Below are 21246 nucleotides of genomic sequence, written 5' to 3' on the forward strand. Positions count from 1 at the left end.
GACGGACCTCGCACGGAAGGCCGGGCCCCGGCCGCGTAAGCTGGGGCCCGGCCTTGTGCACACGTACCCGCTCACCAAGGAGCACCCCGTGATCGTCTTCTTCGAAGCCCTGCTGGTCCTGGTCTGCGTCGGCGTTCTCGCCTTCACCGGTCTGGCCGTGAAGAAGCTGTACCAGGGCCAGCGCTGACCGACGTATCTAGGAACCGCTTCTCATGATCGAGATCCCGTCCGACCTTCACAAGGACCTCGTCCCGCTCGTCTTCCTGCTCGGCAACTGGGCCGGCGCGGGCGTGCACGACTTCCCCGGCTCCGAGAAGTGCAACTTCGGGCAGGAGGTCACCTTCAGCCACGACGGCCGGGACTTCCTGGAGTACCACTCCCACACCTGGGTCCTGGACAAGGACGGCGACAAGGTCCGCCCGCTGGAGACCGAGCACGGCTTCTGGCGCATCAAGGACAGCCGCAAGGTCGAGGTGACGATGACCCGCGACGACGGCGTCATCGAGATCTGGTACGGCGAGCTGGCCCACCAGAAGCCCCAGATCGACCTGGTCACGGACGCCGTCGCCCGTACGGCCGACTCCCGCCCCTACACCGGCGGCAAGCGTCTGTACGGCTACGTCAAGAGTGACCTCATGTGGGTCGGCGAGAAGCAGACCCCCGAGGTCGAGCTGCGCCCCTACATGTCCGCGCACCTGAAGAAGGTCGTCTCGCCGGAGGACGTCGAGCGCTGGGCCAAGGCCCTTCCCGACGACATGCCGGACGATGGGATCGCCTTTTTCAAGTAGTCCTACACTTGCGGGTGTGGTGAGCACCGACTGGAAGACTGATCTGCGGCAGCGCGGTTACCGCCTGACCCCGCAGCGGCAACTTGTGCTCGAGGCCGTCGACACCCTGGAGCACGCGACCCCCGACGACATCCTCGGCGAAGTACGGAAGACGGCGTCGGGGATCAACATCTCCACGGTCTACCGCACACTGGAACTGCTGGAGGAGCTCGGGCTGGTCAGCCACGCGCATCTCGGGCACGGGGCGCCGACCTACCATCTCGCGGACCGGCACCACCATCTGCACCTGGTGTGCCGGGACTGCACCAACGTCATCGAGGCCGACGTCGAGGTCGCCGCCGACTTCACCGCCAAGCTGCGCGAGCAGTTCGGCTTCGACACCGACATGAAGCACTTCGCGATCTTCGGGCGGTGCCGCGACTGCACGCTCAAGAGTTCAACCACCAAGTCGTAGGCTGGGTGCATGAAGAGCCCCCTGCTGAGCCTGCCCGGCGCCGTCCCCGCCGAGGGTGTGGACGAAGGCGTCGCCGCCCACTACGGCGAACTGTTCCGTGAGCAGCGCGCCCTCGCCGAAGGCACCGGTTTCGTCGACCTCTCCCACCGCGGTGTCGTCGCGGTCTCCGGCGCCGACCGGCTGAGCTGGCTGCACCTCCTGCTCACGCAGCACGTCAGCGAGCTCCCGGCGGGGGAGGCCACCGAGGCGCTGGTGCTCTCGGCCAACGGGCACATCGAGCACGCGCTGTATCTCGTCGACGACGGCGGCACGGTCTGGGCGCATGTCGAGCCCGGCACACAGGAGGCGCTGATCGCGTACCTGGAGTCGATGAAGTTCTTCTACCGCGTCGAGGTCGAGGACCGCACCGCCGACATCGCCGTGGTGCACCTCCCGGCCGGCTCCATCACCGAGCCCCCGGCGGACGCGGTGGTACGGGAGACGGCGTACGGCCGTGATCTCTTCCTGCCCCGCGCGGAGCTGGAGTCCTTCGCGGACAAGGCGGGGCCGGCGGCCGGGATCCTCGCCTACGAGGCGTTGCGGGTCGAGCAGCACCGGCCGCGGCTCGGTTTCGAGACCGACCACCGGACCATCCCGCACGAGCTGGGGTGGATCGGCACGGCGGTGCATCTTCAGAAGGGCTGCTACCGGGGGCAGGAGACGGTCGCCCGCGTCCAGAACCTGGGCAAGCCGCCGCGGCGGCTGGTCTTTCTCCACCTCGACGGCAGTGAGGTGCTGTTGCCTGCGGCGGGGACGGAGCTGCGGCTCGCTACGGACGAGCCGGACGGGCGGAAGGTCGGGTTCATCACGACCTCGGTGCGTCATCATGAGCTGGGGCCGGTGGCGCTTGCCCTGGTCAAGCGCAATGTCCCTGCGGACGCCCGCCTGATGGCCGACACCACGGCAGCGGCCCAGGAGATCGTGGTCGAACCCTGACGCCGGCGGCGTGGGGCGCGAGTACGGGTGCGGGTCCGTGGTGGCCGGTCGCGCAGTTCCCCGCGCCCCTGGGGGCGACCGGTCGTGGTGCGTGTGCGGGCCCGTGGTGGCTTGTCGCGCAGTTCCCCGCGCCCCTTAAGCCTTCCGGCTCGCGCCCGTCAGAAGCGCACCGCAGCTCGCGTGCCCACTGCCCGCCGTAGCCGCGGGCAATCGTGCCGCAGGGCGGCACCCGGCCCACAGAAGGCGGCACCACGGCGGCGCCGGGTTGCGCAGACGCCCGGTGCGTCACATCTCCAGCAACACCGTGAAGGGGCCGTCGTTCGTCAGGGACACCCGCATCTGGGCGCCGAAGCGGCCCGTTGCCACCGTTGCGCCCAGTGCGCGGAGTTGTGCCACTACCTCGTCCACCAGCGGCTCGGCGACATCGCCGGGCGCCGCCGCGTTCCACGTCGGCCGACGGCCCTTGCGCGCATCCCCGTACAGCGTGAACTGGCTGATCACCAGCAGCGGCGCCCCCACATCACTGCACGACTTCTCGTCGGAGAGCATCCGCACGGACCACAGCTTGCGCGCCAGCTGCGCCGCCTTCTCGGGGGTGTCCTCGTGCGTCACCCCCACCAGCACGCACAACCCCTCCCCGGCGATCTCCCCGACCGTCTCGCCGTCCACGACGACACTCGCGCCGTCCACCCTCTGCACCACCGCTCGCATACGCCCATCATGCCGGGCCGCACCCCACGCCCCGCAGCGGGGAAGGGGATCATCCGCCGAGCCGACTTTCTCTACGCCAACCCCCCATCTGGGGCCGATCGGGGGCACTCGGTCACATAGCGGCCCTTTGGGGTGGCACGATGCTGGCACACGCCGGTCGAGGGGACGGTTGAGGCACATGAGCACACCGAGTATGGGGCAGCCGCCCGGCGCGGTCTCGCCGTCGAGGCCGCCCGCGCAACGCACCGACAGCCCACCACTGCCCGCCACCGGGCCAGGCCTGACCGCGCTGAGCCTGCCGGAGCTGCGCACCCTGCGCCGCGACGCCCAGCGCGACGAGGCCGACCTGAGCTACGTACGGCGGCTGCTCCAGGGCCGTATCGACATCCTGCGCGCGGAACTGGCCCGCCGCGGGACCGCGTCCCCGGTGGCGCCCGGCGAGGCGTCCGTGGTGCAGCGGCTCTCCGAGATCCTCGCGGACGGACCCGCCCGGCACCGTTCGTCGGCCCGGCACGTCACGCTGGGCATCCCGCAGGGCGAGGAGTACCGGCGGCTGGCCGCCGAGATGCTTGCCGAGGTCGAACTGTCGGCCCTGGACGCCCGTACGGACCTGGAACTGACCACGGCGATGGGCCGCCTCGTCCGCTACGAGCAGCAGGTGTCCGGACGCCGCCAGAGCCTCCAGCGCACGGCCGACGAGTGCAGCGCGGAGATCGGCCGCCGGTACCGCGACGGCGAGGCCCAGGTCGACGACCTGCTGACCTGAGCGGCCGGGGGGAGGGCCGGCCCGTCGGGCGCCGGAAAAACACGCGACACCCGCGCACCCTCCCTCTACCGTGACCTCATGAGCCGCAGTGACGACATCGACGTACGTCCGATCACCGAGGCGGAGATCGCCGACTGGACCCGGGCGCTGAACACCGGGTTCCTGCGGCCTTCCGTGTCCTCCGAGGCGGAGATCGCCGAGCGGGCCACGTACATCGTGCCCGAACGTACGCTCGGCGCCTTCGACGGCGGCCGCTGTGTGGCGACCTTCCGTTCCTTCGCGCAGCAGCTCACGGCCGTCGGCGGCAAGGTGGTCCCCGCGGACGCGATCTCGAACGTCGCGGTCACCTCCACCCACCGCCGCCGCGGCCTGCTCACCCGGATGATGGCCCACGACCTGGCGGCCGCGAAGGAGCGCGGCGAGGTCGTCGCGACGCTGATCGCGGCCGAGTACCCGATCTACGGACGGTTCGGCTTCGGCCCGGCGACCTGGACCTCCGAGTGGGCGATCGACGTGGCGCGCACCGGTCTGGACCCCCGGGCGCCGGTGCCGGACGACGGCGGACGGATCGACCTCGTGGACGGCGAGGACGTCCGCAAGCTCGGTCCCGAACTGTACGAGCGGCTGCGCCGCGTCCGCCCCGGTGTGATCGACCGCGACGAGCGTTGGTGGCAGGTCCACACGGGTGCGCTGCGCCTCGACCGTTCACCGTGGTCGGATCGTTTCTACGCCGTGTACCGCTCGGCGGACGGTGAGGTCGAGGGGCTCGCCGTCTACGGGTGCGACGACCACTGGGGTGAGACCAAGCAGCCGCTCAACACGGCCACCGTCCAGAGCCTGATCGCGGTGACGCCGGCGGCCGAGCGCGCCCTGTGGCACCACCTCTGCTCCATCGACTGGATCACGCAGGTGAAGACGGGCTGGCGGGCCGCTGACGACCTGGTCCCGCTGCTGCTGCCCGACCCGCGCGCCGCCCGGCTCGTCACGCACGTGGACTGGCTGTGGGTGCGGATCCTGGACGTCGTACGGGCGCTGGAGGCGCGGACGTACGAGGCGGAGGGGGCGCTGGTCCTTGAGGTCGTCGACGCGGGCGGGCTGGCCGGCGGACGGTACCGGCTGGAGGCGTCGGCGGCGGGGGCCTCGTGCGCTCCGACCACCGCGAGTGCCGATCTGACGCTGGACGTCGGTGAGTTGGGCACCCTGTGGCTCGGTGACGAGTCGGCGGTGCGGCTCGCGGCGCTGGGCCGGGTGCGGGAAGAACGAGCGGGCGCCGCCCGGTTGGCCGACGCCCTGCTGCGTACGTCCAGGCGGCCTTGGTGCCCGGACATCTTCTGAGGTCTCCCTTCTGCCGACGACGGTGGCTCACGCATCCGTAGCGTGCTCTTCAGTTGTGGTGGTGCATCCGTTTCTGCGGGTGGTGCTGTTCAGTTGTGATGCTGTTCAGATGTCGTGCTGTTCAGTTGTGGCTGTACATCCGTAGCGTGCTTTTGAGTTGTGGCTGTGCTGTTGTCCCTCTTCGGTTGTCGATGTTCAGTTGTGACTGGGCCGTGGTGCAGACCGACCGGACTCCCGGCTCCCCTCCGGAAGGGAGCCCGATCAGCCGTACTCGGGGCCGGCGGCGCGCGCCGGGTGGGTGTCAGCCGGACTGGGCGAGCAGCATCACGAGGATGATGGCGCCGATCCCGCCGAGCATGGTGCTCCTTGCCTTGATGCCGACGGTCAGCGCGACGAACGCGATGATCCCCATCGGCCCGTACTTCCACTCGATGAGCTGCTCGAATCCGATGATCAGGGCGGCCAGGACGATGGCGACGAGTGGCATGACGGTTGCTCCTAACGATCCCCCTGGTGGCCAACCTCCTGAAAGCTTGACCATGTTGTAGAAGTTGGCGACCAACTTCACAGTACTTATCTCCGCTTGGAAGCGTCTCATAACCACCTTTCCCTGAACTGCCCAAAGATGGCGGGAAGTTGTAGTGTTTGGTTGTGGACCCGGAACACGGCTCCGTCAATGGCAGAAAAAGGCCCCAGCGGTCCCATGCGACACACCGCGAGGTGGCCGAGGAGCTGCGCGCCCGGATCAGGTCCGGGGCGCTGCGGCCGGGCCAGCGCATGCCCACACAGGCCCAGCTCGCCGAGGAGTTCGGGGTGGAGCGCGGGGCCGTGCGCGAGGCGCTGCGGCTGCTCCAGGCCGAGCGGCTGCTGACCAATGTCTCCAAGGGCAGCCCCGCGACGGTCGCCCCGGACGTCGGCAGGGCCCTGACCGGCGCGTCCGCCGAACCGCAGCCGACCACGGTCGCGCTGGCCCCGCGGATAGCGGACGCGTTCGCCGCCCCGCACGTCGAGATCGACGCCCTGTGCCTGACGTCGATCTCCCTCACCCTCGCGATCGGCGAACCCCTGCGCCGAATCCACACCGGCGAGCTGAAACCGGCCAAGGTCGACGTCCGCGTCCTGCTGCCCTCGCGCGACATCGAGCTGGCGTTCCCGGTACCGGTGGGCGGCCGCGGCGACCGCGACCCGGTCCACCCCCGCTGGCTCGCGCAGCGCAACGCGCAGGGACAGGTCCTCCAGCACAACCTGCTGGCGCTGCGGTCCAGCCACGGCATCGACGTGCACGTGTCCTTCCGCGCGCTGCCGTTCACCCCGCCGGTGAAGCTGTACCTGCTCAACGGCTCGGAGGCGCTGTTCGCGTACTACACGCTGTCGCGGCACGAGCAGGAGATCGACCACGAGCAGCTTCAGATGTACGACGCCCAGGGCACCCAGTCGGTGCTGTTCGGCTTCGAGCAGGGGGCCGGGCTGCGGGACACGACGTTCGTCGAGCAGTCCCACGTGTGGTTCAACGCGCTGTGGGAGACGATCAGTTCGGAGCTGCTGCTCACGAGCTGACGTCTCCCACGGGTCGGGGCCCCTGCGCGGGGCTACATGGCCGGGCGGGTGACCAGGAGGGCGAGCACCACCGCGCCCGCGGAGGTGATGGCCGGGCTCTTCGCCTTGATGCCTATGGTGAGCAGCAGCAGGCCGACGATGCCGGCGGCGCCGTACTTCCACTGGACGATCTGCTGGAACCCGACGACGAAGACGGCGGAGAGGAGGGTGAGGACAGGCACGGTGGTTCCCCCTTCGGGCAGCCGGGGCGGGACGGGCGTGGGGGTTCGGCGCTGTACTGCGGTGGTGCGGGGACGGGGTGCGGCGAGTTGGTGAAGTCTCCGTGCGGAGGAGGCAAAGCTTCCGCCAACTCCCTGGAGTTGGTTACCAACTCTGACTAGGTTGTCCCCACTTGGTAACCACTCATAAACAACTTTTCAGCAACTCCCCTTAGATGGATCTAAGTTGTAGCGTTTGGTCGTGACACAGGAGAACGTGGCAGTGAACGGCAGCAGAAGGCTCACGCCCCAGGAGATCGCCGACACCCTGCGCGAGCGCATCCGCCGCGGCGACCTCAAGGCGGGCGACCGCCTGCCCACCCAGGCCGAACTCGCCGAGGAGTTCGGGGTGGAGCGCGGTGCCGTCCGCCAGGCCCTGCGCTCACTCCAGGACCTTGGGCTGCTCACCAACGTCAGCAAGGGCAGCCCACCGCGGATCGCCGAGCCGGCCCGCATCAGCGACGACCCCCGGCCGACCATGGTCGCCCTCTCCCCACGCCTCGGCGAGGCCTTCTCCGCCGCGCACGTCCGCATCGACGCGGCCTGTCTCACCGCCGAGACCCTGATGCTGGCCATGGGCGAACCCCTGCGCCGCATCCACGCCGGTGAGCTCAAGCCCGACAAGGTCGACGTCCGGGTACTGCTGCCGTCGCGCGACATCGACCTCGCCTTCCCGGTCTCCGTCGAGGGTGACGACAGCGAGGTCCACCAGCGCTGGCTCTCCCAGCGCAACGCCCAGGGCCACGTCCTCCAGCACAACCTGCGCTCCCTGCGCAACTCCCACGGCATCGACGTCAACATCCGCTTCCGCGCACTGCCGTTCACCCCGCCGGTCAAGCTCTACCTGCTCAACGAGGCCGAGGCGCTCATCGCGTACTACACGATCACCCGCCGCGAGGAGGCCACGGACACCGGGACCCTGGAGATGTACGACACCCTGGGCACCGACTCCCTGCTGTTCTCCTTCCGCCGGCGGGCCGCCCAGCGCGACGCCGCGTTCGTGGACGAATCCCAGAAGTGGTTCAACGCCCTCTGGGAAACCATCACCACGGACCTGACACTCTCCTAGTGACTTCTGATACGAGGCAGACGGAACAGGCGGCGGCGAGCACCGAGAACCAGGCGGAGGGACTGCGGGACCTCGTCACCCGGGCCCAGGTGGTCCTGTGGGACTTCGACGGACCGGTCTGCCGGCTCTTCGCGGCGCACCCGGCGGAGCGGGTGGCGACCGAGATGGTGGAGTGGCTGGAGGGCCGCGGACTGCGCGGCCTGCTCACCGAGGGCGACCGGAAGTCCCTCGACCCGCACGCCGTACTGCGCGCCGTGGACCGCCGGCACCCCAGCAGCGACCTCGTCGTCGAGCTGGAGGAACGTCTCACCAAGGAGGAACTGCGCGCCGCGGCCTCGGCGATGCCCACCGCCTACGCCGACATCCTGATACGCACCTGGACCGCCGTCGGCTCCCGCCTCGCGATCACCACGAACAACTCCCCGCGCGTGGTCAACAAGTACCTCACCAGCCGCGACCTGGTCCCCTGCTTCGCCCCCCACATCTACGGCCGCACCCGCGACCTGCAACTCCTCAAGCCGGACCCGCACTGCCTCAACAGAGCCCTGCGCGCCATGGGCTGCGCCCCCTCCGCCGCCCTGATGATCGGCGACACCCCCTCCGACCTCGCGGCCGCCCGCAGCGCCGGAGTCCCTTTCCTGGGCTACGCGCGTAACGAGGACAAGGCCCAACTGCTGCGCAGCGCGGGGGCGACGGCGGTGGTGGGGTCACTGGAGCCGGTACTGAGAGCGGTACGACTTCAGGCCTGAGTCATCATCAGCGCCAGCAGGACCGCGGCCCCGACCGCCAGTCCGCTCCGCCGCGCCCGGATCCCGACGCCGATCACGAACAGCAGTGCCACGCCGACGATGCCGAGCCGGGCCTGTGCCGTCATCGCCAGCGAGAGTTCGATCAGTCCTCGGACCACCTGGAACAGGAGCACGCCCCCCACATCCCTATCGACGTCTACACGTTGACCTCAGAAACTCTCGACACCCACATCAGGCTTCAGACGGAACGGAATTGCGGCGGTTTCATCGCCCCCGAGCGGATCACCCTGCGGATGCTCCTGCCCTCCGAGACGCTCGCCCTGCCCTACCCGACGCATCAGGGCGACCGCGCGGATCCACGCCCCCGGCAGCGGCTGCGGGGCATCACGGACCGTCATACGGAGTCCCTGCACGGGGCGCTGGTCGAACTGCGCACCGAGCGGCTCGTCCCGTCCGTCGAGGTGGAGGTGCGCCGGGTGGATCTGACCCCGGCCTTCAAGCTCTACCTGCTCAACGGTGACGAGGCCCTGCACGGGATGTACCGGGTGGTGGAGCGCCCCCTGGTCCTGCCCGACGGGGAGGAGATCGTGGCTCTGGACGCCCTCGGAGTCGGCGCGACCCTGACCCGTCACGTGAAGGACCGCGACCCGAATTCGCCGGGATCGGTCTTCGTCGACAGCATGCAGTCGTGGTTCGACTCCGTCTGGGACCTGTTGGCAGAACGGTCTTGAGGGGTGCGCTAGCATACGCGCACCGTGTGAGCAACTGCTCGCGTCCGTACGTATGGGATGGCGATCGGCCAGCCTCGAATACCCGACGCGGGAGGAGCGGCACCCCACCCCCCCTGTGTCGGTCCACCCCGGCGACTCCGGTCGTGCGGAACACCAGTCGAGCCAGTTAGCGTTTGCCAGAACCGTCCCCTCATGCGAGTACCGGAGCGGCCCGTGGGCGCACCACCTGTTCCCCGACATCTACTCGGGGAACGTGCTGCCGGTGATCCCCACGGCCCTGCACTCAAAGCGTTCGTGACGGGAGCGGCCCAGTACGGGCTGGAGAGCAGCGGACACCACAACCGCAACTACGTGCTGGCGTTACCGGAGGACATGGCACGGGTGCTGGGGCAGAAGCCCGGTACGTCCGTGACCGTCCGCCTCAGACGGACCGACGCCCTGCCCGTGGTCATCCGCACCTGGCAGGACGAGACCCAGATCCTCGACGCGATCCGCGGCTTCCTGCCACACGCCCCGCAGTGCCTGGCCAAGGGGAAAGGGTTCGCCGTCCACAGCCATGTGGAGGGGGTGCCGCTGTCCACGGTCTGCCCGAACGAGAAGCCCGTCGACACCCTGCTGATGAAGGCGCTCGCCGGGCTGCTCGCCGAGACCACCCGCGTCCGCCGCGGCGCGCTGCCCCGGCTGCCGGCCAGCTGGCCCGCCAACCACTCCGACAGCCGCGGATTCCTCCAGACGCTCGCCCACATGGCGGACAGTCAGATCCGCCAGCCCAACAGCCGGGTGTTCGACGGCCTGTTCAAGGCGCTGGGCATCCCCGAGGACGCGCTGATCCGGCTGCGCGAACGCGTCCCCGCCATGGCCCGAAGGCCGTACAGCCTGCTCCACGGCGACCTGCACCGGGACAACGTGATTACCTCCTACGGCGGTGACCCCCCGCTGATCTGCGTCGACTGGGAGCTCGCCACCTACGGCGACCCCCTGCACGACCTCGCGACCCATCTCGTGCGCATGCGCTACCCGGCCTTTCAGTGGGGCCAGGTCGTCGACGCCTGGGCCGAGGCGATGCAGGAGTTCCGGCCCGCCGCCGTCAACGGCGTCGGCAAGGACCTGCGCCACTACGTCGACTTCGAACGGGCCCAGTCCGTCTATCCCGACGTGATGCGGGCCGCCCGGTCGCTGGAGGTTTCGTCGGACCAGAAGACCCTCGACGAGGCGACCGACTCGGTGCGCCGCGCGCTGGAACTGGCGGAGCGTCCGCTCCGGCTCGGTAGTCTGCCGGGCCGCAAGGAGATCGAGTCGACCCTCTACCGGTGGCGGGCCTCGCGGCGCGCGACGCTCGGCGTCGACTCCGGCCCGGTCGCCGGGGCGATGCGCTGGGATCCGGACCGCCGGGTTCCCGAACGCGGGACGTTCCCGCACTCCTACGTCGAGTCCGCGCTCCGCGAGGAGGGCGCCGTACCGGCCAGCCGGGTCTTCAAGGGCACCGCCCACCTCAACTCCGTGGTCCGGGTACCTGCGTACAAGAAGCCGGTGGTGGTGCGCCGCAAGGTCGCGGGCGCCTGCCGGCGCGAGCCCCGCTACCTCAGCGAGCACGCCGTGCTCGCCGCGATCGAGAAGTCCGGGGCCGAGGTCGCCGCTCCACAGGTGCTGGCGCTGGGCACGGGCTATCAGGACGAGCCCTTCACCATCCACACCTACGCCGGCCCCTACAGCGGCCCGCTCGACCTGGACCGGCCGCCCAACCACCCCGTGCACGGACTGCTGCCGCACGAGGCGGACGGGCTCGTCGACCAGCTGCGCGCCCTGACCGAGGTGGACTACCGCAGCATCGACCCGACCGCGGGCGAGGGCGGCTTCCACCACTGGCTCTGCGACCAACTGGTCCTGCTGGTGGACGCGCTGCCCAAGGAGTCGCAGCACCTGGCCCGGCTGCTCGGCCTGCCCGACGCCCCCCGGCTGCGCGAGATCCTGTCCCGCCACTCGGTGACCCACCGCACGCCCGCACTGCTGCACGGCGACCTCAACCCGTGGAACCTGGTGCGCCGCGACGACCGGCTCGCACTGACCATCATCGACTGGGAGATGGCCCTGGTCGGCGACCCGCTGTACGACCTGGTCCGGCACATGCACCTGACGCCGACCCGGCCGGAGATTCGCGACCGGATGTTCCGCCGATGGGCGGGCAACCTGCCCGGGGGCCACACATTGGACTGGGAAAAGGACTGGCGGGTCTACCGGTCGCTGGAGATCGTCCGGTCCGCGTACATCGACCTCGACCGTCTGGTCACCAGCGCCAGCCTGGACGCGCCCAACGTCCGCCGGGCCGTGGACTCCTACGCCATGACCCTGGCCGTGGCCACGGGTGCGCTGGGATTGCCGGTCCGGCCGACGGCCAATCCCCACCTCGCGCGCGCCCTGGCCTGGCCGGCCGATGCGTAGGCTCTCCCCATGACCCCCGGCGGCCTGCGTGAGCGTAAGAAGCAGCGGATGTACGAAGTCGTCTCCGACATCGCCGTCCGGTTGTTTCTGGCGCGTGGGTTCGACGCCGTGTCCGTCGCCGAGGTGGCGGCAGCGGCCGAGATCTCCAAGCCGACGCTGTTCCGGTACTTCCCGGCCAAGGAAGACCTCGTCCTGTACCGGATCGCCGATCACGAGGACGAGGCCGCCCGGGTCGTCGCCGGCCGGGCGGCGCCGCTCGCCGCGTTGAAGGCGCACTTCCTGGAGGGGCTGGAGCGGGGCGATCCCATCACCGGGATCAGCGACCACCCCTCGGTACTCGCCTTCCACCGGCTGCTGTACGGCACTCCGTCCCTGGTCGCGCGGATGTACGGCCATCTGGAGCGGTCCGAGGCCGCGCTCGCCGAGGCGCTCGGCGGGGACGGGGACGCGCGGCTGGCCGCCGGGCAGATCGTCGCCGTACAGCGGATCCTCGCGCAGGACAACTTCCGGCGGATCACGGCCGGGGAGTCCGTCGCCGAGGTGCGGGCGGATGCGGTTGTCGCCGCCGAGCGGGCCTTTCAGCGGCTTGAGGACGGGCTCAGCGGGCTGAGTGGGCTGAGTGGGCTGAGTGAGTCGCGAGGGTCTGGCGGATCGGGTGCGGCGTCCGGCGCGGAATAGTAGACCGGTAAAGAATTTAACTCGGTTACGTTATTCGAGTACGCTCGCTCGAATGACGGCACCCGAACCCGCCCTCAGCCCACCCGCCCCCACCCATCAGGCCCTCGTCGACGAGCGTGCCCACCACGACGTCTGCCGGGCCGCGCTCGCCGCCATGGTCGCCGGAGCGGACGAGCAGGTCGTCGTCGGTGCCGACGTCTCCGCCTCCGGAGCCGACGCCGAAGTGCTCGGCCACCGGCTGCGCAGTCAGGCCAAGGCCCTGCACGAGCTTCCCGAAGGGCCCCTGTTCTTCGGCAAGTTGGACTTCTGCGACGGGAGCCAGGAACAGGCCCTGCACATCGGACGGCTCCGGATCACCGAGCACCCCTCCGCCCCGCCCCTCGTCGTCGACTGGCGCGCCCCCGTCTCCCGCGCCTTCTACCAGGCCGGCCCCCGCGACCCCCAGGGCGTCGCCGTCCGCCGCCGCTTCGGCTGGGCCGCCGGCAGCCACGGCGACTCCGCCGATCTGACCTCCCTGGAGGACGAGTACCTCGACGCCGGCCGCCCGCCGGCCGCCGGCACCATCGTCGCCCGCGAGATCGAACGGCCCCGCGTCGGGCCGATGCGCGACATCGCGGCGACCATCCAGCCCGACCAGGACGATCTCGTACGGGGAGACCTCGCGCTGTCCGTCTGTGTGCAGGGCGCCCCGGGCACCGGCAAGACCGCCGTCGGGCTGCACCGCGCCGCCTACCTCCTCTACACCCACCCCCAGCGCATCCGCCGCGGCGGACTGCTCATCCTCGGACCCAACCGCACCTTCCTGACCTACATCTCCGCGGTCCTGCCCGCCCTCGGCGAGACCGGCGTACGGCAGTCCACCCTGCACGACGAACTGGCCGACGCCACCGGGCACTTCGCCACCGCGACCGACCCGCCCCGCGCCGCGCTCCTCAAGCACGACGCCCGGATGGCCGAGGTGCTGCGGCGGGCCCTCCACGCGCGCGTCGATGCCGACGCCCACGGCGGTGAGGGGCCGGTCGTGCCGGACGGGTCCTACCGGTGGCGGGTGCCCGCGGACGAGGCGGCCGCGATCGTCGCCGGGGTGCTCGCCGAGGAGCCGCCGTACGACGTGGGGCGCGAGCGGGTGCGCACGCGGCTCGTGGAGCGGCTGCGGCGGCAGGTCGAACGGCGGGCCGGGCCCCCGCCCGCCGCCTGGGTACGGAAGGTCGAACGCGCCCTCACCCCGTACGTCGACGCCGTCTGGCCCCGGGTACGGCCCGAGGAGGTCGTCGCCGGGGTCCTCGGGGAGGGGGACGTCCTCGCGCGGGCCGCACACGGGGTACTGGAAGGTGACGAGCAGGAGGCACTCCTGTGGCCCCGGCCGCCCCGGTCCTGGAAGTCCGCCCGCTGGTCCGCCGCGGACCTGGTGCTGCTGGACGAGGTCGCCGGGCTGATCGCGCATCCCGAGGGGTACGGCCATCTCGTCGTCGACGAGGCGCAGGACCTGTCGCCGATGGAGTGCCGGGCGATCGCGCGCCGGGCGGTGTTCGGTTCGCTGACCGTGCTGGGCGATCTGGCGCAGGGCACCACCCCGTGGGCCGCCCGCTCGTGGGCGACGAGCCTGCGCCATCTGGGCAAGCCGGACGCCACCGTCGTACCGCTGACCACGGGGTTCCGCGTCCCGGCCGAGGTGGTCGGGCTCGCCAACCGGCTGCTGGCGCGGCTGGACGTGGACGTACCGGCCGGGCGTTCCCTGCGGACGGACGGCGAGCTGCGGATCCGGGACGCCGGTGGTGATGTGCCCGGTGCGGTGGTGTGTGCCGTGCGGGAGGCGGTCGGGCGGGAGGGGTCCGTGGGGGTGATCGCCGCCGACCGGCACGTTGACGGGCTGCGCTCCGCGCTCGCCGACGCCGGGATCGAGACCGCCGGGCCCGACGAACTCGGCGCCCGGGTCGCCGTGGTGCCCGCGAGTCTCGCCAAGGGGCTGGAGTACGACCATGTCGTCGCCGTCGAACCCGCGGCGATCGCCGACGCCGAGGACCGGGGCCTGCACCGGCTGTACGTGGTACTGACCCGGGCGGTGTCGCGGCTGGACGTGGTGCACGGGAGGCCGCTGCCGTTCTGAGCGGCGCGGCGGCCTCCCGCTCCGGCCGTCAGCCGAGCAGCGGCATCAACTGCTCCTCCTCGTACGCCAGATGGGCCTCCAGCGCGGTCGTCAGGCGTTCGACCTCGGCGCGTACGACGGGGACCGGCTCGTCGCCCATGACCACGCGGCGCAGCTCCTCGACCAGTTCAGTGATGCGTTCGTGCTCCTCGTTCAGGCGCACGAGGGTCGGGGCCGCCTCGGGATACCGGCCGGCCAGGGCGGGGAACATCGCGATGTTCTCGCCGGTGTGGTGGTTGTCCAGGCCGTGGCAGAAGGTGAGGCAGTTGATCCGCAGCTGGGCCACCAGGTGCGTACCGCCGTCGGTCAACTCCTTGCGGATCATGTCGAGTTCACGGCGGAACGCGTCGTGGACGACCTTGAGCGCCTCGGCCATGGACCCGGCGTTGATGTTCGGCGGGCCCGGTACCTCCTGGAGGGCGACGACCGGGATCAGCCGGTCCGTCCCGCGCTGGTAGTCCGCCCAGCCCTCGTCCGACTCCACGGCCCGCGCCCACGCCCGGTCGCGTTCCTCGCCGGTCAGGACCTCCGCCTCCGCCTCGTAGGTGAAAGCGCCGTTCTCGACCGTCACGCGGGGCTCGGCCAGCAGGTTGTGGTACCAGGCGGGGTGTCTTGGTGAGCCGCCCGCCGTGGCGATGACCAGGATCCGGTCGTCACCGTCGGCGAGATAGCCGACGGGGGTGGTGTGCGGGGCGCCGGAACGGGCTCCCGTGGTGGTGAGCAGAATCAGCCGCGCGCCCTCGAAGTAGCCGCCTACGCGGCCGTGGTTTGCGCGGAACTCCTCGATGACCTGCTGGTTGAAGTCGTTGGGCATGCTGGGGTGTGGTCTCCTTCTCTGGCCCTGGATGGTGGTGAGGGTGAAGAGAAGAAGACGGCGGGCTCCTGGCCCGCGCCGGCCTCACTCAGAGGCCGGGCAACCCACTCGTTCACGGCGCGAGGCCGACCCGGCAGTCATGACAGAGAATTTAGCGGGGGGACTGGCCGTCGGGCAACGTGGTTTTTCGCGGGCGGGCGAGGGCGGGCGCGGGCGGGCGGGTGCGGGCCGGTGGGGCCGGTGCGAGCCGGTGAGGCCGGGTGCGGGCCGGTGGGGGCTGATCGCGCAGTTCCCCGCGCCCCTAAAAGCAAAAGCCCTCCCCGCGCATCCGCGGCCCCCCGTTGCAGCCGCGCCCCCACCCAGCCGCGCCCCCACCCAGCCACGCGCCCCACCCAGCCGCGCGCCCCACCCAGCCGCGGGCAGTCGTGCCGCAGGGCGGCACGGGTGGGCGCGGCGGCACCCCGTCGGCGCCGGGCTGCGCAAAACCCCGCCGAACGCGCACCCGTCGGCGCCCATCACGCCGGCCCACAAGGATTCCGGCGTTTCACGGATGTGCTCAGTGTCGGGACAGCAGTTCCGTCACCCTCAGGAACCCGTCCGAGCCATGACCCTCGGCGATGACCCGGCGGGCCAGCCCCTCCGTCACCCGCATCACGCTCGAGTCGATGCCATGTGCCTCGGCGGCCCGCACCACATGGGCCATCGTCGACACCGCGGACGTGATCGGGTTCAGCTCGCCCGAGTACGTGCCGTCCTCCACGTTCCCCGACATCTCCTCGAACAGCGGCGGCAGAATCGCGCCGATCCCCTGCGCGAACGGCGACAGCTCCCGCGGGCTGATGCCCTCCGCCCGCGCGAGCGCCAGCCCGTGCGCGAAGCCGGACATCGCCGTCCAGAAGATGTCGAGCAGCGCGAGGTCGTAACCGGCGGCCCGCCCGATGTCCTCCCCGAGGTGGGTGTGCGCGCCGCCGAGCGCGTCGAGGACCGCCCGGTGCGTGCCGTACAGCTCCTGCGGGCCGCTGTACAGGAACACCGCCTCGGGCAGCCCGATGGTCGTGACCGGCGTCATGATCGCGCCGTCCAGGTAACGCACGCCGTGTGCGTCGGCCCAGGCGCCCAGGTCACGGGCGCGGTCGGGCGTGTCGGCGGTCAGGTTCACGACCGTACGGCCCTTGAGCGCGGCGGCCACCTCGTCGCGGCGCAGCACGGTGTCCACGGCGTCGTAGTTCACCACGCAGACCACGACCAGATCGCTCGCGGCCACCGCCTCCTCGGGCGAACCGGCGGCCACGGCCCCGCGCTCCACCAACTCGCCGGCCCGCCCGGGAGTGCGGTTCCATACGGTCGTACGCAGACCCGCCGCCAGGAACGCTCCGGCGAGCGCCCGGCCCATCGGGCCCAGACCGAGGACGGTCACGGCAGACTGGTCGGGGGAGGGGTTTTCGTGGGTGGACAGTCCGTGCGTGGACATGGATCAACTCTCCTGGAATAAGCAGGCTAAAAGGCGCAAAACGGTGTGTGAGGAGTCAGCTCGACATGACACGCGGCCGAGCCCGTGATGTGAACGTCTGTGGTGTGACCGCCGCGATCTCCGTGATCGACGGCAAGTGGAAGACGGCCCTGCTGTGGGCGCTGGAGTCCGGCCCGCACCGGCCCGCCGAGCTGCGCCGGCGGCTGCCCGGGCTCAGCGAGAAGGTGCTGACCCAGGCACTGCGGGAGATGGCGGAGGACGGTCTGGTGCACCGAGAGGCGTACGACGTCCTGCCCCCGAAGACGGTCTACTCCCTGACCGACTTCGGCCGTGAACTGGCCGAGGCCCTCGCTCCTCTCTCCGACTGGGGCCACCGCCGCCTGGACCGGCTGACGGCGACTTCCTGATCACGGGAACAGCCTCGCCCGGAACGCGCCGGGTGCCAAGTACCCACAAAAAAGTGGGTGTTCGCCGTCCCGACGGCCTCCCCGCCCCTACAACCTCCCTGCCCCTACAGCCTCCGCGCTCTACGACTTCCCCCCGGGGGCCTCCCGCGCCGCCCGCTCCAGCCGCGCCCGGTACTCCTCCCACCACACCTCGTCGCCCGGCGCCATGCTGGTGTTGTTCCGGCCCATCCCGACCGAACCGTCCATGAGTTCACGCAGGATGTCGGCGTGCCCGGCGTGCCGCTGGGTGTCGGCGATCACGCGGACCACGGCGTGGTGCAACGTCACCTCGGCCCGGTCGCCCGGCCACCAGGGCACCCGGCCGACGGTGTCCAGCGGCAGCGCGTCGATGGTCGCGTCCGCGTGGGCCCAGGCGCGTTGGTAGAGCCCCACGATGTCCGCGCGGGTCTCGTCGGCGGTGGCCCACATGTCGGCGTTGGCCTCCGCCAACTCCTCCGTGGAGGGCAGCACTTCGTCCGACGGCCGCCCGAACGTCTCGCCCAGATAGCCCAGTTCCACTCCGGCCGCGTGCTTCACCAGCCCCAGCAGATTGGTGCCGGTCGGTGTCGACGGCCGCCGCGCGTCGTACTCCGAAAGCCCCTCCAGCTTCCAGAGCAGGGCATCGCGCGCGGACTGAAGATAGAAGTGAAGGTCGCTCTTGGCGTGGGACGGAGTCATGGGGACAGTCTGCCGCTCGGGCCCCCGACTTCCGAGGCTCGCGCGACGGGCGGGCGCTCAGGCCCTGAGGGCCGTCTCCAGTCGGTCGCGCAGCACGTCCAGCCGGCTGCGGCCGGGTGTGAAGGCGGGCAGCCGGCGCAGGATGCCGCCGACCGCGGGCGGCGCATGTTCGATCGCCCAGCGGATCTCCTCGTCTCCGGCGGTGAGGTCGCCACCCGCCGCGAGTTCGGCCGCGCGGGCCGCCTGCATCGCCGGCGAGACGGCGTGCTTGGCCTGGTGAGGGGTGGCCAGGGCGTGGATGTACGGGCTCGCCGCCGCGTAGCCCGCGGCGCGGGCGGCGGCGGTCGCGGCGGGATCGCCCACGTCCCGGGCGGCGGCCAGGGCCGCGTGCGCGAGGGCGCGCAGCGGACCCCGTTCGATCTCCTGGCGGGCGTAGGCGCGCACGGCGTCGAGGGCTTCCCGGGGGCGGGTGTCCGCGGGTGCCGCCGCGTCGAACAGGGCCTGTACCCGCTCGGCGCAGTCGGCCGTCCAGCCGCCGAGCAGCCGGCGGTCCTCGTCGCTGATGGTCACTTCGGTCACCCGCACATCCTCCTGATTTCCCCGGCGCCTGTCGCCGCGGTTTCCGGCGGCCGGGCCGGCCAGGGGGAGTTCAGCGCAGGGTGAGCGGGGTCTCGGTCGTGACGTGGGTGAGTTTCTCGGGGTTGCGGACGTAGTAGAGGCCGGTGACGCGGGCGTCCTCGATGAGCAGGGCGACGACACCGTCGAGTTCGCCCTCAAGGTGCAGGACGAAGCCCGGACTGCCGTTGACCAGGATCGGCGCGAAGGTGACCGGGTCCTTTCCGAGGCCGCCGAGGATGTAACGGGCCACCTTGTCGCCGCCGATGATCGGCCGCAGCGCCGCCTGCCGGTGCCCGCCGCCGTCCGTCAGCAGCACCACGTCGGGGGCGAGTACGTCCAGCAGGCCCTGGATGTCCCCGGTCGCGACCGCGTTGCGGAACGACTCCAGGGCGGCCCGGGTCTGGCGCGCGGAGACCACCTTGCGGGGGCGGCGCGCGTCCACGTGCCGGCGGGCGCGGTGCGCGATCTGCCGTACGGCCGCGGGGGTCTTGTCGACGGCGGCCGCGATCTCGTCGTGGCTGACATCGAACACCTCGCGCAGGACGAACACCGCGCGCTCGGTGGGCGAGAGGGTCTCCAGGACCAGCATCAGCGCCATCGACATACTCTCCGCGAGCTCCGCGTCCTCGGCGACATCGGGCGAGGTCAGCAGTGGTTCGGGCAGCCAGGGACCTACGTAGGACTCCTTGCGGCGGGACAGGGAGCGCAGCCGGTTGAGCGCCTGGCGGGTGGTGATCCGGACCAGGTAGGCGCGCCGGTCACGCACCTGTTCCTGGTCCACCTCGGCCCACCGCAGCCAGGTCTCCTGAAGGACGTCCTCGGCGTCGGCCGCCGAGCCGAGCATCTCGTAGGCGACGGTGAAGAGCAGGTTGCGGTGCGCGACGAAGGCGTCGGTCGCCGGGTCGGTGGGGCGCTCGCCCATGTCCCTGTCCATGCCCGTGTCCATGCCGCCGTCTGTGCCCCTGTCCGTGCTCACGTCCCTGTCCTCCTTCTCCTTGTCCCTCATGGCTGCCCGTCGTCCTTCTAGGCAGCCGGTTCGGTGGCCGCCGCGGGCGCCGCCTTGCCCCGCCCGGACTTGATCTGCTGCCCGCGCTTGGCGCCGCCCGAGACCTTGTGCAGTCGGTACGAACCCGGCTTGCGCGCCTCCCCGGCCAGCTGCTTGACGATGCTCGCGCAGACGAACTCCTTGATCTTCGCGCCGGTGCGGCCCGCGATGTGGAACGGCACCGCGGTGTCGTCCCGGTGGGCGAACTGGAAGATGCCCGCCCCGCGGCCCAGGCTGATGCACTGCCCGGCGAAGAGCGCGTTGAGGTCCGAGGGCCGCTCGCCCGCGATCCGCGCCAGTACGGTGTCCGCGGCCCGCGCGCCCATCGGCATCGCCGCCTGGCAGCTCATCCGCAGCGGCAGCCCCGACGGCGCCGCCGAGTCGCCGGCCGCGACGATCCGCGGGTCGTCGACGCTGGTCAGCGTCTCATCGGTGAGCAGCCGGCCCACGGAGTCGGTGCTCAGCCCGCTGCGCACGGCCAGGTCCGGCACACCGAACCCGGCGGTCCACACGGTCACCTCGCTCGGCAGCTCACGGCCGTCGGCGAGCCGTACGGTGTCCCCGGTCACCGACGTCACCTTGGCGCCGGGCCCCTGGATCACGGTCACCCCGAGCGCGGCGAGGCGTGCGGCGACCGCGCGCCGGCCCCGGGTGTGCAGATACGGGCCGAGGATCCCGCCGCACACGAGGGTGACCCTCCTGCCTGCCTCGCCCAGTTCGGCGGCGGTCTCGATGCCGGTCGGACCGGCTCCGACGACCGTCACCGGGGCCGTGGGGGACGCCTCGTCGAGGGCCGGCCGCAGCCGTAGTGCCTCTTCCAGGCCGGCGATCGGGTAGGCGAACTCGGCGGCGCCGGGGACGCGTTGGTCCACGCTGCCGCTGCCCACCGCGTAGATCAGGTAGTCGTAGCCGACGGCCCCGCCGGTCGCGAGCGTCACGCGGCGCCCGCCGGCGTCGATCCGGTCGACGCTGTCGATCACCAGCCGCACGTCCTCGGCCAGGACGTCCCGGTACTCGACGACCGCCTCGCCGGTACGGCCCGCCAGTTGGTGCAGCCGGATCCGCTCGACGAACGTCGGGCGCGGGTTGACGAGCGTGACGGTCACGTCGTCGCGGTGCGTCAGGCGGTTGGCGGCCATCACGCCGGCGTAGCCGCCGCCGACCACCACGACCTGGGTGTTCTCACTCACGGTGCCTCCTCGGTTGGTGTTCGAAAGGGAGACACCGGGGACGCGCCGAATTGTGACATGACGTGACTCAGGTCACACCTGGCGCCCCACTCCGGGCCGTGTCGCCCCGCTCCGCCCCCGCCGCCCAGGCCACGTGCCCGTCGGGGCGGATCAGGGCGGCACGGACGCCGGCCCAGGCGGGGCGGGCCTGATCGAGGGTGTCGAGGGTGTCGAGGGGGGCGCGATGGACGGCGATCGGGGGTGCCGGGCGGTCGGCGGAGGCGCGGTGGGCGGAGGCGCGGTCGGCGGTAGCGCGGTCCGTGAAGGCGCGGTCGGTGGAAGCGCGGTCC

24 protein-coding genes are annotated in these 21246 nt (G+C 71.3%); 14 read left to right on the forward strand and 10 right to left on the reverse strand.

The features are described from left to right. Nucleotides 1-55: 55 nt before the first annotated feature. Genes ACIQAC_RS27350 through ACIQAC_RS27365 form a run of 4 tightly spaced genes read left to right on the forward strand, consistent with a single transcriptional unit; the run spans nt 56 to nt 2217 of the window. Complete coding sequence (locus tag ACIQAC_RS27350) at nt 56-187, forward strand: hypothetical protein (RefSeq protein ID WP_402195718.1); 132 nt, start codon at nt 56-58, stop codon at nt 185-187. 25 nt (nt 188-212) lie between these two features. Then, nucleotides 213-788 (forward strand): FABP family protein, encoded by a 576-nt coding sequence (locus ACIQAC_RS27355; protein WP_402195225.1) that lies wholly within the window; start codon nt 213-215, stop codon nt 786-788. A gap of 16 nt (nt 789-804) precedes the next feature. After that, entirely contained in the window at nt 805-1242 is a 438-nt protein-coding gene (locus ACIQAC_RS27360) for a Fur family transcriptional regulator (protein ID WP_402195227.1), read from the forward strand. 9 nt (nt 1243-1251) lie between these two features. Next, nucleotides 1252-2217 (forward strand): YgfZ/GcvT domain-containing protein, encoded by a 966-nt coding sequence (locus tag ACIQAC_RS27365; RefSeq protein ID WP_402195229.1) that lies wholly within the window; start codon nt 1252-1254, stop codon nt 2215-2217. 285 nt (nt 2218-2502) lie between these two features. Here the strand turns inward: ACIQAC_RS27365 and dtd are convergent, their stop codons facing one another. Continuing rightward, nucleotides 2503-2928 (reverse strand): D-aminoacyl-tRNA deacylase, encoded by a 426-nt coding sequence (gene dtd, locus ACIQAC_RS27370; protein ID WP_402195232.1) that lies wholly within the window; start codon nt 2926-2928, stop codon nt 2503-2505. A gap of 178 nt (nt 2929-3106) precedes the next feature. Here dtd and ACIQAC_RS27375 point away from each other — a divergent pair, with 178 nt between their 5' ends. Continuing rightward, the gene (locus ACIQAC_RS27375; protein WP_402195234.1) at nt 3107-3694 is read left to right on the forward strand and encodes an aerial mycelium formation protein; all 588 of its coding nucleotides are present in this window, start codon (nt 3107-3109) and stop codon (nt 3692-3694) included. Between the two features lie 78 nt (nt 3695-3772). After that, nucleotides 3773-5029: a GNAT family N-acetyltransferase gene (locus tag ACIQAC_RS27380; protein ID WP_402195237.1), complete on the forward strand. Its 1257-nt coding sequence runs from the start codon at nt 3773-3775 to the stop codon at nt 5027-5029. A 301-nt stretch (nt 5030-5330) separates the two neighbouring features. On the opposite strand, the gene ACIQAC_RS27385 is transcribed toward ACIQAC_RS27380, so the two are convergent. Then, nucleotides 5331-5516 carry a hypothetical protein gene (locus tag ACIQAC_RS27385; RefSeq protein WP_402195239.1) on the reverse strand — a complete coding sequence of 62 codons (186 nt, stop codon included), beginning with the start codon at nt 5514-5516 and terminating at the stop codon, nt 5331-5333. 158 nt (nt 5517-5674) lie between these two features. Between ACIQAC_RS27385 and ACIQAC_RS27390 the strand changes: the two genes are divergently transcribed. Continuing rightward, nucleotides 5675-6586, forward strand: coding sequence for a winged helix-turn-helix domain-containing protein (locus ACIQAC_RS27390; protein ID WP_402195241.1), 912 nt, complete (start codon nt 5675-5677; stop codon nt 6584-6586). A 32-nt stretch (nt 6587-6618) separates the two neighbouring features. Here the strand turns inward: ACIQAC_RS27390 and ACIQAC_RS27395 are convergent, their stop codons facing one another. Further along, nucleotides 6619-6807, reverse strand: a complete 189-nt coding sequence (locus ACIQAC_RS27395) for a hypothetical protein (protein ID WP_402195243.1) — start codon at nt 6805-6807, stop codon at nt 6619-6621. 232 nt (nt 6808-7039) lie between these two features. Between ACIQAC_RS27395 and ACIQAC_RS27400 the strand changes: the two genes are divergently transcribed. Continuing rightward, nucleotides 7040-7912 carry a GntR family transcriptional regulator gene (locus tag ACIQAC_RS27400; protein ID WP_402195245.1) on the forward strand — a complete coding sequence of 291 codons (873 nt, stop codon included), beginning with the start codon at nt 7040-7042 and terminating at the stop codon, nt 7910-7912. After that, a complete protein-coding gene (locus ACIQAC_RS27405; protein ID WP_402195247.1) occupies nt 7912-8661 on the forward strand; it encodes an HAD family hydrolase in 750 nt (249 codons plus the stop codon). The genes ACIQAC_RS27400 and ACIQAC_RS27405 overlap by 1 nt, the downstream gene beginning before the upstream one ends. Here ACIQAC_RS27405 and ACIQAC_RS27410 read toward each other — a convergent pair. Next, nucleotides 8652-8834, reverse strand: a complete 183-nt coding sequence (locus tag ACIQAC_RS27410; RefSeq protein ID WP_402195248.1) for a hypothetical protein — start codon at nt 8832-8834, stop codon at nt 8652-8654. The two genes, ACIQAC_RS27405 and ACIQAC_RS27410, sit on opposite strands and share 10 nt — an antisense overlap. A 30-nt stretch (nt 8835-8864) precedes the next feature. On the opposite strand from ACIQAC_RS27410, the gene ACIQAC_RS27415 reads away from it, so the two are divergent. The 4 genes from ACIQAC_RS27415 (at nt 8865) to ACIQAC_RS27430 (ending at nt 14616) form a co-directional block, all read left to right on the forward strand. Continuing rightward, on the forward strand, nt 8865-9392 hold the full coding sequence (locus tag ACIQAC_RS27415; RefSeq protein WP_402195250.1) for a hypothetical protein: 528 nt from the start codon (nt 8865-8867) through the stop codon (nt 9390-9392). Nucleotides 9393-9605: 213 nt separating this feature from the next. Further along, nucleotides 9606-11831, forward strand: a complete 2226-nt coding sequence (locus tag ACIQAC_RS27420; protein ID WP_402195693.1) for a phosphotransferase family protein — start codon at nt 9606-9608, stop codon at nt 11829-11831. Between the two features lie 9 nt (nt 11832-11840). Continuing rightward, nucleotides 11841-12509 (forward strand): TetR family transcriptional regulator, encoded by a 669-nt coding sequence (locus ACIQAC_RS27425; RefSeq protein WP_402195252.1) that lies wholly within the window; start codon nt 11841-11843, stop codon nt 12507-12509. 52 nt (nt 12510-12561) lie between these two features. Further along, nucleotides 12562-14616: a HelD family protein gene (locus tag ACIQAC_RS27430; protein ID WP_402195254.1), complete on the forward strand. Its 2055-nt coding sequence runs from the start codon at nt 12562-12564 to the stop codon at nt 14614-14616. 28 nt (nt 14617-14644) lie between these two features. Here ACIQAC_RS27430 and ACIQAC_RS27435 read toward each other — a convergent pair whose 3' ends face one another. Together ACIQAC_RS27435 and ACIQAC_RS27440 are read right to left on the reverse strand one after the other, a co-directional pair. After that, complete coding sequence (locus ACIQAC_RS27435; RefSeq protein ID WP_402195257.1) at nt 14645-15469, reverse strand: nitroreductase/quinone reductase family protein; 825 nt, start codon at nt 15467-15469, stop codon at nt 14645-14647. 556 nt (nt 15470-16025) lie between these two features. Then, nucleotides 16026-16940, reverse strand: coding sequence for an NAD(P)-dependent oxidoreductase (locus ACIQAC_RS27440; protein WP_402195260.1), 915 nt, complete (start codon nt 16938-16940; stop codon nt 16026-16028). A 65-nt stretch (nt 16941-17005) separates the two neighbouring features. On the opposite strand from ACIQAC_RS27440, the gene ACIQAC_RS27445 reads away from it, so the two are divergent. Continuing rightward, nucleotides 17006-17347 carry a winged helix-turn-helix transcriptional regulator gene (locus tag ACIQAC_RS27445; RefSeq protein WP_402195262.1) on the forward strand — a complete coding sequence of 114 codons (342 nt, stop codon included), beginning with the start codon at nt 17006-17008 and terminating at the stop codon, nt 17345-17347. Between the two features lie 120 nt (nt 17348-17467). On the opposite strand, the gene ACIQAC_RS27450 is transcribed toward ACIQAC_RS27445, so the two are convergent. The 4 genes from ACIQAC_RS27450 to ACIQAC_RS27465 form a co-directional block, all read right to left on the reverse strand. Further along, nucleotides 17468-18064 (reverse strand): DinB family protein, encoded by a 597-nt coding sequence (locus ACIQAC_RS27450; RefSeq protein ID WP_402195264.1) that lies wholly within the window; start codon nt 18062-18064, stop codon nt 17468-17470. 57 nt (nt 18065-18121) lie between these two features. Beyond that, the gene (locus ACIQAC_RS27455) at nt 18122-18643 is read right to left on the reverse strand and encodes a putative immunity protein (RefSeq protein WP_402195265.1); all 522 of its coding nucleotides are present in this window, start codon (nt 18641-18643) and stop codon (nt 18122-18124) included. A 70-nt stretch (nt 18644-18713) separates the two neighbouring features. After that, nucleotides 18714-19604, reverse strand: coding sequence for an RNA polymerase sigma-70 factor (locus ACIQAC_RS27460; RefSeq protein ID WP_402195695.1), 891 nt, complete (start codon nt 19602-19604; stop codon nt 18714-18716). A 101-nt stretch (nt 19605-19705) separates the two neighbouring features. Further along, nucleotides 19706-20917 carry an NAD(P)/FAD-dependent oxidoreductase gene (locus tag ACIQAC_RS27465; RefSeq protein WP_402195268.1) on the reverse strand — a complete coding sequence of 404 codons (1212 nt, stop codon included), beginning with the start codon at nt 20915-20917 and terminating at the stop codon, nt 19706-19708. Nucleotides 20918-21246 lie beyond the last annotated feature (329 nt).

Source organism: Streptomyces sp. NPDC088387 (assembly GCF_044753385.1).
Lineage (GTDB): Bacteria > Actinomycetota > Actinomycetes > Streptomycetales > Streptomycetaceae > Streptomyces.